Origin of the sequence: Rubripirellula amarantea (genome assembly GCF_007859865.1) — a bacterium.
GTDB lineage: Bacteria > Planctomycetota > Planctomycetia > Pirellulales > Pirellulaceae > Rubripirellula > Rubripirellula amarantea.
The window spans coordinates 1,677,749-1,690,076 of sequence record NZ_SJPI01000001.1; the positions used below are offsets into that span (position 1 = coordinate 1,677,749).

Sequence of the window (12,328 nt, forward strand, 5' to 3'; positions counted from 1 at the left end):
TCTCACACTGCCGAAGCAGCAAGCACCAAGCATGAGTACGAAGGCAGGGAATCGATTTCGGTGGGATAGCATTAGGTGGGCTCAAACATAGGAGTTTCGGTTGGGTCTCGTACGCTCTCTTATTGTTGGTAGCACCACGGAAGGCACGCAACCCACCGACTTAACCAATTGAGATAAACTATTGGCTGCGAACATTTGAAGCGAAGCACGCGATCGTCCGGGGGGACGTCATGTCAAAGCATGAATTGGAGCGACGAGGGCGAATCCTTGCGTTGGACAAGGAATGGGGCAAAGAAATAGTGGTTGACGATCCCAAGGGCTGGCTTTCGACGCAGCGGCCTTGGCTCGGCATCACCAGTAGTAGACTGGGGCACGATGGCGAATTGCATCAACGTGTTTGTCGCTTTCTTAGTCGCTGCATTCTTGACGCCCGGTCCCGAAACGCTGTCCTGGTGATTGCCAAAGGCTCTGCGATTGAATCATGGGCGACTCGCGCTGCGGAGCTGTGGGGCGCCGACCTCATTCGTGTGTGCTGCGAAGCGAAATGTGTTTGTGTGTCCTCCGATGCACAGGCCAGAACATTGGATTTCTCGGGCTGTTGTGACGCCGAAGTGCATTTGGGGCTAAGGAAACCTGGCGATCTCAATCGTGACCAGTGTTTGATTGGTGTCGTCGATCGACTTGACGCTGTGTACGTTCGCACAGGCGGGACAATTGCCGCTTCCATTGAAGAGCGTTTAAGAGCGAGTCGAAACGGTGACGTCCGAGTGGTGATTTCGGGCGAAGGGAAATGCGCTGGCGCTGGCTTGCTAGCCGCAGGAGCGGTCGGGTGGTATTCGCCAAATGGAACGCAGCCCGATCGTTCAGAAAGTCTGGGTTCCAACCGCGCAGCGAGTCAGGGGGCAAACCTCGTAGTAAAAGGGACGTTGGAACCGTGGGCTGATACGGTCGGTGAGTGGTTGATCCACTGCACCCGTGGGCGACGCGGGCCTTGGCCCGACGAAACCGAGTCCCAGTATCGAGATCAAGTCATCTTAGGTACTGCCGAAGCCATCCGGCGTGGGCCGCTCGACGCACTCATTCGAATCTTGCGGACTGGACGTTTAACGGCATCGGCGGTCACGAGTGCAAAACTGTATCCGGTCGTTTGCTTCACGGCCGTTAGCTTGAATGAAATCCTTTCGCGGCGCTGCTTTCGTTCACACCTGAGCCGTTGGGATTATGAACCCTACGGCATCGCCATCCGCATGAATGCTGCTCTTGCGCTGGGTATGGAACCGGTCATCTATGGCCGAGCACCAGAACGCAAACTCATTGCAGAGCACGACCGGTATCGCTTTCATCCCATTGGCAATTCACAAGTCTGGCGACAAGAAAAAGAATGGCGTTCGCGTGAGACGATCGAACTCAACGATCTTGATGTGAAGGATGTCCGAGTCTTTGTCCGAGATTCTGAGGAAGCGAGACGTCGTTTGACGAATGTTCCCTTCGCTATCACGTGGATTGACCAAGTCGCGAATCCAGCGGACATCAATCCACCGGTGGCCAAGCCTTCGACTTAAGGTTCGCGTTTCCCACGGAACCAAGCTTGGTTTTGCTGGCCACCATGACTTGTCGTTTTCCACCGTGCGGTCCCGGAACGCGATAAACATCGAACCCGGACTGGGCGAATGTGTCGCGAACGTTCCGGTTGACGCAGTAAGTGGTCAGGTAGCCGTCGTCGGTGAGTAATTCGTTCGCGGCATCAGTGATCGCGGGCGTCCACGCTTCAGGACTTTCCGCTGGATCGAAGGGGTCAAAGTAAATCGCTTCGAAACGTTCGTTGGAAGAAACAAGCGACGAGACGGCAATCGCGAAGTCGTCAATCACGATATCGATTCGGCACTTATCATCGACGTGCCAAACGTGCCTTTGACCAGTCGTCCAATCACTGATGCTCGATCGCCACCGCGAGTATTGCTGGACCAAGTCCTTCTTCGCGAGACTTTGATCAAGGATTAACGCGGGCAACACGTCGGCCGATAGCCAGTCCCGGTCGATGGCGACGTACGTCAGTGGGGCATTATGGGACATCGCAACGTCCAGCGTCATGAACATTGCCATCCCGGTTCCCAGGCCAAATTCCAGCACTTGAGTGGGTTTTTGCAAGCCTAAACGCGTGGCGACCATCGAATTGTTCAGGTACACATGCCTAGTTTCGGCAATCGCACCGCACCCACTGTGGAAGGCGATCTGCGTGTCTGGATCCACCAATGTCCGGCTGCCATCGTCTGTAACCAGGACCTTGAGCGCGGGATGGCGCGACGGATATGTTGGTCGAATAGGTATTTGATTCATTCGCGAATTCGCCCGAAGGTTGCCTGGCAGCTTAAACTGCAGTCGGGATCTCGTTTCACTCCCGTGGTCTCTTCTCTTCTTTTATCTTCTCTACCGTTCGCACCCAGGAAGATCCGCGTGTACACACGAAACCAGTCCGATGAGTCGGGCACGATTGATGGCAGTGCTACCGAGGCTGCGACGGAGCTATCTGAATCGCATTTTTCGTCTCATACGGTTGCTGGTAACACCGCCGTTGGCACTTCGCTCCCTGGCACCAATGTATCTAAAGTCGATTCACAAGAAAATTCCTTTGATACATCGTTCAAGAAGTTGAATCTCGTCCGCGAGCGTTTGCAAACGATCATTCGCGGCAAGGTTGATGTAATCGACTTAGTGTTGACTTCGATGTTGGCCGGCGGGTCTGTTTTGCTTGAGGATGTACCCGGAGTGGGGAAAACCACGCTTGCGAAGTCATTGGCGTCATTGATCGATCTGAAGTTCGCTCGCGTGCAATGTACGCCAGATCTTTTGCCTGCGGACATTTTGGGTGGCTCGATCTTTAAGCCATCGACTGGTGAGTTCGAGTTTCGCCCGGGCCCGATTTTTTGTGACCTGTTGATTGCTGATGAAATCAATCGAGCTTCACCGCGAACGCAAAGTGCGTTGTTGGAAGCAATGGCCGAACTGCAGGTCACCATCGAAGGACATCAATACGATTTAAGGCAACCGTTCCTGGTGATCGCAACGCAGAACCCTAGTGGCTTCGAAGGAACATTCCCGCTTCCCGAATCGCAACTTGACCGATTCTTGCTGCGTCTTTCCATGGACTATCCGGACACCAATAGCGAGATTGATTTACTTGTTGACGATGACGGTCGTGGAGATGGCGACTTGGGCGATTCGCCTGCACCCTTGCAGCCCCTGATGAGCCGCGACGACTTGCTGACGTTGCAAACAGCCGTCAAGCAGGTCAAGGTCGATCGTAAAGTTGCGTCGTACATCGTTGCGATCGCGGATGCAACGCGTCACGATTCCAGAATCCGCGTTGGTTGCAGCCCGCGAGGGTCGAAGATGCTCTTGCGAGCTGCGAAGTCACGAGCCGTGTTGCAGGGGCGTTCGTTTGTCATTCCCGACGATGTGCAAATGCTGGCGGGACCAGCGATGTCGCATCGGATGTCGACACGTTCAGGGTCGGGCACCAATGAAGAGTGCCGAAAGATCATCACCGAGATCATTCAACGTACGGAAATTCCAGTTTAGTTTCGCCACCAACCTTCGGAGTGTTTCGATGTTTCGACGATTCGCGAAGATGGTCGGACGAATCTTGTGGTCACCGTTCTGGTTGATCTACACGATTCGGGGGTCAATGACCGGTGCTTCAGCAACATTGTTGCTTATCGCCATCATCTCTTTGAACATTGTTTGGGGGTACCCATGGCTGGGCATGTTCTCGGCGTGCGTGACGATGTTTGTCGTCGGCTTTTTGCTCAACCGCCTGTTTCGTCCCCAGGTGGATGTGGACTACGTATTGCCGCTTTATGTGCATGTGGGAAATGAGTTCACGCCGACCATCCATTTGACCCACCGCGGTAGTTTGGCAACGTTTGATCTTCACGTTGCGGCGGAACAAAAGCGTCGGCGATTTAGAAAGGTAGTTGCGACGAACAGCCCCATCACGATCGAATGCTCGGGGCCTCCGATTGCGATGATCAGTGGCGGCGAACGAGCGGACACGTCAATGACGATGAAGTCACATGTCCGTGGAATCCACAGGCTGCCTAAGTTCCAGGTCGTATCTTCGTTTCCCTTCAATTTGTTCCGGTGGATCTCACGCATTCACCCGAAAGTGAAGATTGCGGTTGCGCCTCGTCCGATTTCCGAAGACGATCGCAACGGAAGCCGGTTGACGACCGATCAGCTTGATCGTTGGACCAACCGCTGGTTGGCGGGCGAAAGTTTTGAGTACGCAGGCAATCGCGACTACGTGATGGGCATGGCCGTAAGACGCTGGGACTATCGGTCTTGGGCTAGGCTGGGACGACCTATCGTGCGTGAATTTCAAACACCCACGTTGCACGTCGCAAACATCATTGTCGACGCGGCGCTCGACCCATCGGTGTCACGCAGCGATGCGGACGCTTCGTTCGAGCTGATGCTAAGGTCCGTGGCAACCGCCATTGAGAACTGGCAGAAGCAATCGATCAACTCACGCATCTATGTGACCAGCGAGTCCATTGATTCATTCTTAGCCAACAATGATACGGGAAAGTGCGATCCATCGTTGTCGTTCGTTCAATTGGCTGGGGCCACAAACGTTGGCGGCAAAGTGAGTGATGGTCGTATCGTTGAGGCGGTTGAAGCGATCCGAGGAAGTCGAACGCTCGTATTTACCACACGCCAACTAGATTCCGTCGCGATCCAGCAAACCGGTGACATCCACGTAATGCGTATTGATCTTAAGGATCATGAACTGGCGGACTCTGAAACCGAAGGTGAATCGGATGATTCAGATCGTCTGCAAGAAGCATTGTCGACGGAGGTGTCGGCATGAAGTCGCTTGATTCACGATTCAAGCTTTCGTCATTCAGCCGAGTCAGCACTGTGCTTAATTCGGGCGAGACAGCACATCATGGTGTTTTGACATTGGCAGGGTTGTTGATTGCCCAGGTCGCTTTCGTATCCAACACCTTTCGGGAATGGCATTCGGTTGGACTGATGTCGTTGGTGATCATCATTGCCGTCGTCGCGAGAGAGTTTTCGAGCGAGGAAGTTGCTACTCCTTTTGACCGTCGTTTGCCATCGAACTTCAATATCACCGTGGGGATTTTGGTGGTTTTAGTTTTGGTCACTCTTTGGCGTTTCCCAAAAACGTTAAGCGAGAATCCAAACTACATTCAAATCGGTGTTGACCTGCTATCGCATGCGTCTTTGTTTTCGTCCCTGTTGATCTGGGCGATGTATCCTCGCCGTGGGCACGTTTCGATACTGTTTCTCGGAATGTTCCAAGTCCTTTTGTGTGTTGCTGCTGGGGGTGTCAGTCGATCGTTGGCGGCTCAGACGACGGTTGGTGTGGTGTCGTGTTTAGGGTTCATCATCGGATCGCGAATCATTGTTTCAGCGGACTACTTGCGAACTCTTGATTCAAGCACGACGTCGCAGTGGGGAACCAGCGCAGACATCTTGGCTCGTCGTAAAGCCGCCTCAGAGAAGCGAACTCGCGCTGGTATCGCTGCGGTCGTGTTGCTGGCGATGACGACCGGAGCGGTGGCTAGCGTGACCGAGAAGATGCTGCCAAATATCCAAGAGCAATTACAGACGCGTTTACAGTCGTCCATTGAGGCTGCTACCCGACAATCGTTTGTCGGTGGAATGGGATATGTTCGTGGCAGCGAGCTTGGTGCAATTCGCTCGCACTTGGTCGACAATCCTCGTGGGATCGCGTTGCGAATTTACGCGGAACAGAAACCCGGCTACTTGCGAGGCACCATCTTTGATCGCTATTCGAATCGAAAATGGTCATCGGAAAGCGTTCGGTTGGGGCCGGAAGGTGATGACGTAGATTCATCGTTGCACGATCATCGAATCGAAGATGTCGGATTTGGAACGACAGAACTTCAGTCGGCATCAGGGACAAATCTGCGCCGTTTCAATCTTCGCCAACCCACTTCGGAACGTGTGACTCCCCTGGAAATTCGCGGTGATCCAATGCGGGGCACTATTGTTTTCTTGCCACTGGCGACGCGCTGGCTTGAAGCAAGTGGTCGTGAATTGACGTTGAACCACCATGGTCAGGTCAAAATGGGTGTCAATGGAAACGCACCGTATGTTGCAGGCGCAACGGTGCTGCCGCCACGTGAACAACTCTCTGAAGCGCAAAAGCAACGCATGCTATTTGTGCGAAGAAAACAGCGCGAGCAACTGACTCCTTTGGCGGAAGAACTTTGCCGAAATGCCACGACGACTCGTGACAAAGCTTCCGCGATCAGCAACTACTTTCAACGCGAGTTTACCTACGGCACGGATCTTCCCGAGCGGGCCGAGGAAGAAGATCCGCTAACGTTCTTTCTCGACACAAGGCATCCAGCTCACTGCGAATACTTTGCGACATCTACCGTGTTGCTGCTTCGATGTGTAGGCGTTCCCACTCGCTACGTCACGGGTTACGTGTCCGACGAGTTCGCGGATGTGTCAGATATTGAGGATCCGTGCTGGGTTGCTCGAAACCGCGATGCTCACGCTTGGACGGAAGCCTACGATGAAGTCTCGCAAACTTGGTTCGCCGTCGAGTCGACTCCTGGACGAAGTTATCACACCGTGGACCCAGGCTCACTGAATTCCCAAGTGGTAACCAATGGCGGCAAGAGCAACCGATCAGAAGTCGAAGAGTCCGAAAGTTGGTTGAGTCGAGCGATTGGTTGGGTCTTGTCTTCGCGGACCACAGACGTCTTCTTCACCACGTTTCGCTACTTGCAGATCGTGGTGTTGGTCGGACTGGTAGTGTGGTTGATTCGTCGTTATCGAAGTCGAGCCGATTCGGAGATTAGTTTGGTTGACCGCCAAAGTCGACGTATGCTGGCAAAGGTGGATCGCGTTCTACGACGTCGCGGATTCATTCGAGCCACCGATGAATCTCTTTACCAGTTTGCGGATCGATTGGCGGGTGAAGTAGAGGTCTCAGAAAAGTTAAAAGCGCACGAACGCAACTACCTTGAACAGGCTGCGGTGTGGATGCGGGCGTTCGCCGATGCCCGCTATCAAGGGCTCGTGCCACCTGGCTGGGAAAGTAACAAAGCTCAATGAGGCTTTGGTCGGCGCTTAGCTATCGCGTGCTTGATTCTTGGTCGGCGCATGATCAGCAGGGTATCAACAGGTGACGGGCGTGCCATTCACTGGACAGTACTGGTTGTGAGCGATCACTTGTTGATCAGCGACATAGGAATGGCCAACGTCTTTCTTTCGACGTTCTCAACCCAGTGTTTCGCGGAGTGCCAAGTCGGATGCTTGGGTGCCTCTTGGAGGCAATTGCAGGCGGAAGCAGGTGCCTGATTCATCCGCAATGTCAACGATCGAAATATCGCCACCGTGCTCTCGCATGATCTTTGCGCTCACGGGCAGTCCTAGCCCGGTGCCTCGCATGCCCTTACGAGACTCAAACAGCGAGAAGATTTTTTCGCGATCTTCGGGTAGCACGCCCAGCCCATTGTCCATCACATCGACTCGCCATCCATATTCGGAATCAAACTGAGTCCGGACACGAACATGCGGTTCCACGGACGTTGCGCTATCGGCGTCGTCGACGTCAAAATCTTCTTCGCGAGTCAGTTGACCCGAAGCGGCGTCGATCGCATTCGTGATCAAATTCAGCACCGCACGGTGCATGGCGTCTGGGTCGAACCATGCCATTGGCATAGATTCAGCCAATTCAGCAACAAGGCGGACGTCGCACTGTGATGCTCGCGTTTGCATCAAGTCCACGGCATCTTGTACTGTCTCGTTCAGATCGGCTTCCACCTTCTCGGGTTCGCGCTCCTTACTGAACGTGAGCATGTCCATCACCAGATTCGAAATTCGTTCCTGGTTGCGATCAACAATACCCCAACCTTTGCGAACGGCGTCGGTGTCGTCACGTTTAAGCCCAGCCTCGATCAAATAACTTCCGCCGCTAATTCCTTGCAAAATGTTTTTGATGTGATGAGACAGCGTCGCAATCGTCTGTCCCATCGCTGCAAGACGTTCGCTTTGCACCAGCGCCGAGTAGTACGTCGTGTCTTCGATCGCTAACGCTGCTTGATGTCCAATCGCAGTGATCAATCGTAAATGGTCATCGGTAAATCTTTGTTTGTGGCCGCTAGCTATTAATTCGCCCGGCGGTGTGTACGTATCGATGTACATGGCCCCCACAATTCCATAGCGGCCTTGCAAAGGCACGCACAACGCTTCGCGTACACCGGCGGTCACGATCGAAACGGCGGCGTCGAATCGAGTGTCACTACGAGCATTGCTCGTTCGCACTCCTTCTTTATGTTCCATCACATATTGCAAAATGGTTTGGCTGATGGAGATTGGTCGCGTTTCATGACGATCGTCGGATGTTTTGTCGCCCGCCTGAGTAGAATCACATCGAGCCGCTGGTCGCAATCGCCCCGATTGTTGGTCCTGCAGCATCACGCATCCTCGATCGGCTTCGACCCAGTCAAACACCAAACGCAGCACACGTTGAAGCACTTCACCAAGATCATCGGTGCGACCTACCGCGATGGCAGTCAAATACATCACTTCAAGCGATCGGTCCGCTTCTGAAATCCGCGCCTCGGAAGAATTAGAAACCACGACCGCGGGCGACGATTCGCTGGCGGATTGGGATAGCGAAGAAACGATACGACTGCCATCGTCGAGACTCTTTTCAACGATGTCGACGCCATGCGCGGCTTCGATCGCCTTGGGTTGATTGGTACCGGTGAAGATTAGCAGTGTTGAACCGATCTCGATTCGGTCACCGCTGCTTAAAACTTCTCTGCTGATACGGTTGCCGTTGACCCGAGTGCCGTTGCTGCTGTCGAGGTCAACGATTTCGATCTGACCGTTGTTGCCACGGTGGAGTTCGGCGTGGTTGCGAGATGATTCCGAATCGAGCAACTGAATGTCGCAAGTGGATTCGCGGCCAATGAGCAGAGTACTTTTTTGCAGATGGAAGTGTTTTCCTTGATCTCGCCCGCGGACCACAAACAGTGAAGCCATCGAATGTTCAGTCGTTCATGGAAGAAATAAATGGATGGATTCCCGAAAACGCATGCTTGGTTAACATCCTGATTCTGCATTTGTACTCAACGCAGAATGCAGATTGGAGGCTAACATAGATGACGTCGCGAGACTAAGTGACCATAATAGCACGGTCCCTGACCGGCCGCTTCACGAGTACTTTCACGAGAATTACCTTGGTTCAACCACCCCCCATCGAATCCCAAGACGACCTGCAAGCCGCTAAAGAACTCGTCGATGCCTGCGAACGAATTCGCCAACAGGTGTCTCGTGTGGTCGTCGGCCAAGACGAAGTCATCGAACAACTTTTGATTGCGATTCTTTCACGCGGACACTGTTTGCTTGAAGGTGTTCCCGGGTTAGCCAAGACGTTGATGGTGCGTTCGCTTGCCGAGTCGATGGATTTGACATTCAAACGAATTCAGTTCACGCCTGACTTGATGCCCGGCGACATCACCGGAACGGACATTATCCAAGAAGATCCTCAAACGGGGCATCGGCAATTCATCTTCGAAAAGGGGCCCGTCTTCACCCAGATGTTGTTGGCGGATGAGATCAACCGTACGCCGCCAAAGACACAGGCCGCCTTGCTTGAAGCGATGCAGGAACACGAAGTCACTGCGGCGGGCAAGACTTACCGACTCGATGAGCCATTCTTTGTCTTGGCGACTCAGAACCCGATTGAGCAAGAAGGGACGTACCCTTTGCCCGAAGCTCAGCGCGACAGGTTCTTGTTCCACGTGGTCGTTGAGTACCCTAGTCGGGATCAGGAAGCGGAAATCGTCGACCGGACCACTTCCACGTTTAACTCGGCGATTGAGCCAGTGGTCACGGGTGAAGAAATCATTCGCTTCCAACGAACCGTTCGTCGCGTTCCTTTGCCACCGCACGTCAAAGACTGGGTGCTTGATGCGGTTCGTTCGGTTCGTCCGAAGGAGGCTGATTGCCGACCGTGGGTGCGCGAGTTGGTGGAATGGGGACCTGGTCCACGAGCGAGTCAGCAACTCGTTTTGGCAGCCAAGTCGCGAGCTCTGCTAAAGGGGCGAACTCACGTCACGCTTGACGATGTTCAGGCGCTTGCCCATCCCGTTTTGCGTCACCGGATCGTTCCGACCTTCGCCGCCGAAGCCGACGGCATTACCGTCGATGATCTGATCACGCGAATGATCCGCGATCATGCCGGCGCACCGGCTAAGGTGCTGTGATCTCAATGGATTGTGATCTCAATGGATCAAGTGCTCAGTGTTCTTCGCAATGTCGTTCCCCGTTGACTCGTTCTTCGTGAAACGATGAGTGGCAAAGGTCATCCAAAGATTTGGCTTGGACACGATTTGACGCATGATGCTAGAGTCAGAGCGATGTGTAACACGCGTACCTTTGTAACACGCGTACCTTACGGTGCTCCATCAGAACTCTGAACCGCTGATGCGTTTGTTATGACGGACTCTCAATTATTGAAGTGATTGCTTCAACTATTCTGATGGAATCGCAACATTTTTCCAGGCTCGCTTAAGCGTCACTTTGTTTCTGCGAGGCGATGCAGGACACAGCTTCTGTCTATCTTCCAGCAACAGCAAGGTCGCTTTCCCGTAGGCCGAGAGTCCCGTGTTTTGCAGCAGCACTCCGCTGTCCATGCTGCTGTCTACGCTAGTTTTGCAAAGCCTTGTTGAATGACACGTTTCTTCGTCTAGTAGAGTTTGCCTCACTGAATTAACATCCTGGCATGGAAAAAACAAACGTTGCAATCGTGGGCATGGGAACCGTGGGTTCCGGCGTCGCCCGTCTACTTCTCGATCATGGTGACCGAACGTCTCGTCATGCCGGGCGAACGTTGTGGCTCAAGAAAGCGGTGGTTCGCGATCTTGCCAAGCCCCGCGACGTCGAATTGCCCGACGGCGTGGTGACCGATTCGATCGCCGATGTGATCAATGATCCCGAGATCGCTGTCGTGGCACAGTTGATCGGCGGCCTCGAACCCGCCCGCACGATCATGCTGGACTTGATGGAAGCCGGCAAAGACATCGTCACTGCCAACAAGGCTCTGTTGGCTCAGCACGGTCCAGAGTTGTTCACGCGGGCTCGAGAACTCGGTCGCACGATCGCATTTGAAGCCTCGGTGGCTGGCGGGATTCCGATCATTGCTAATATCAGCCAATGCCTTTCGGCGAATCAAATTCTTTCGCTTGAAGGAATTCTCAACGGCACCAGCAATTTTATCGTCAGCCAAATGGACGAGAAAGGTGCGTCCTATGACGACGTGCTCAAGAAGGCGCAAGACCTCGGCTATGCTGAAGCCGACCCGACAATGGACGTCGACGGTACGGATGCGGCTCAAAAGTTAGCGATCTTAGCGCACCTTGCGTTTGGTGCCACGGTGGATTGGTCGGACATCCCGCGTGAAGGTATCGATGGACTCAGTTCGCTCGACTTAGCTTATTCCCGCAAGCTTGGTTATCGCATCAAGCTGCTTGCCGTCGCAAACTTGGCTGAAGACGGTTTGGAACTGTCCGTTGGCCCGACGCTCGTGAAGTGCGGCACCCCGTTGGCCGAAGTGCGTGATGCGTTCAACGCGATTCGTGTGATTGGCGATGCCGTTGGTCCGGTGTTCTATCACGGCTTAGGCGCCGGTCAGATGCCTACCGCATCGGCTGTCACTGCCGACATCATTGACACAGCCGTGGGACGAACACGGTTGACCTTTGAAACGCTCGAGTACTTTTCGGTTGATCAACCGCCTCGCGTCAAACTTCGCGATGTTGACACATTGCAAGGTCGCTACTATTTCCGGCTGACCGTCGCCAATCATCCCGGCACCCTCGCGGCGATCACGAAAGCACTGGCCGAGGACAGCATTTCGATTGCTTCGGTAATCCAGCATGAACCGGAGAACGCGGATGTCGAAGGCCAGGACGCGGCCGATGAGACGGTTCCGTTGGTCGTGATGACTCATGCCGCCAGCGAAGGGGCTGCTCGATCAGCCACCGAGAAAATCGAATCGCTTCCCTGTGTCACCGGACCCGTCGTGCGATTGCGAGTGAAGCAATAGCCGGGGTATGGACAGGGACCCTATCGGACAGAAATCGCCGGATTTACCGGGCGTACTGGCTTGATTACCGGCGACGCGAGCCCGTCTGGTTTCGACAGAGCCGGTAACATGTTAATTTCTAGGGACAGCTCAAATGTGATCGCAATCGGTAGCTTTCTTGGCAATTGGGGTGTTGTTTTATTCCCCGCTAAAATGGCGATTATT

General features: G+C 53.9%; 8 protein-coding genes. 6 read left to right on the forward strand and 2 right to left on the reverse strand.

Translation table 11 applies throughout. The features are described from left to right. Positions 1-230 precede the first annotated feature (230 nt). A complete protein-coding gene (locus Pla22_RS06085) occupies positions 231-1,562 on the forward strand; it encodes a hypothetical protein (protein ID WP_146513820.1) in 1,332 nt (443 codons plus the stop codon). Here the strand turns inward: Pla22_RS06085 and Pla22_RS06090 are convergent. After that, positions 1,531-2,337 (reverse strand): tRNA (5-methylaminomethyl-2-thiouridine)(34)-methyltransferase MnmD, encoded by an 807-nt coding sequence (locus Pla22_RS06090; RefSeq protein WP_146513821.1) that lies wholly within the window; start codon positions 2,335-2,337, stop codon positions 1,531-1,533. The two genes, Pla22_RS06085 and Pla22_RS06090, sit on opposite strands and share 32 nt — an antisense overlap. A gap of 312 nt (positions 2,338-2,649) precedes the next feature. Here Pla22_RS06090 and Pla22_RS06095 point away from each other — a divergent pair, with 312 nt between their 5' ends. Genes Pla22_RS06095 through Pla22_RS06105 form a run of 3 tightly spaced genes read left to right on the forward strand, consistent with a single transcriptional unit; the run spans position 2,650 to position 7,119 of the window. Continuing rightward, positions 2,650-3,579 carry an AAA family ATPase gene (locus Pla22_RS06095; RefSeq protein WP_242632022.1) on the forward strand — a complete coding sequence of 310 codons (930 nt, stop codon included), beginning with the start codon at positions 2,650-2,652 and terminating at the stop codon, positions 3,577-3,579. A gap of 28 nt (positions 3,580-3,607) precedes the next feature. Further along, on the forward strand, positions 3,608-4,870 hold the full coding sequence (locus Pla22_RS06100; protein WP_165440539.1) for a DUF58 domain-containing protein: 1,263 nt from the start codon (positions 3,608-3,610) through the stop codon (positions 4,868-4,870). Then, complete coding sequence (locus tag Pla22_RS06105; protein ID WP_146513823.1) at positions 4,867-7,119, forward strand: transglutaminase-like domain-containing protein; 2,253 nt, start codon at positions 4,867-4,869, stop codon at positions 7,117-7,119. Before Pla22_RS06100 ends, Pla22_RS06105 begins: the two co-directional genes overlap by 4 nt. Positions 7,120-7,284: 165 nt before the next feature. On the opposite strand, the gene Pla22_RS06110 is transcribed toward Pla22_RS06105, so the two are convergent. After that, entirely contained in the window at positions 7,285-9,057 is a 1,773-nt protein-coding gene (locus tag Pla22_RS06110; RefSeq protein ID WP_146513824.1) for an FHA domain-containing protein, read from the reverse strand. Positions 9,058-9,254: 197 nt separating this feature from the next. On the opposite strand from Pla22_RS06110, the gene Pla22_RS06115 reads away from it, so the two are divergent. Continuing rightward, on the forward strand, positions 9,255-10,283 hold the full coding sequence (locus Pla22_RS06115; protein ID WP_146513825.1) for an AAA family ATPase: 1,029 nt from the start codon (positions 9,255-9,257) through the stop codon (positions 10,281-10,283). Positions 10,284-10,801: 518 nt separating this feature from the next. Then, positions 10,802-12,124: a homoserine dehydrogenase gene (locus Pla22_RS06120; RefSeq protein ID WP_146513826.1), complete on the forward strand. Its 1,323-nt coding sequence runs from the start codon at positions 10,802-10,804 to the stop codon at positions 12,122-12,124. Positions 12,125-12,328 lie beyond the last annotated feature (204 nt).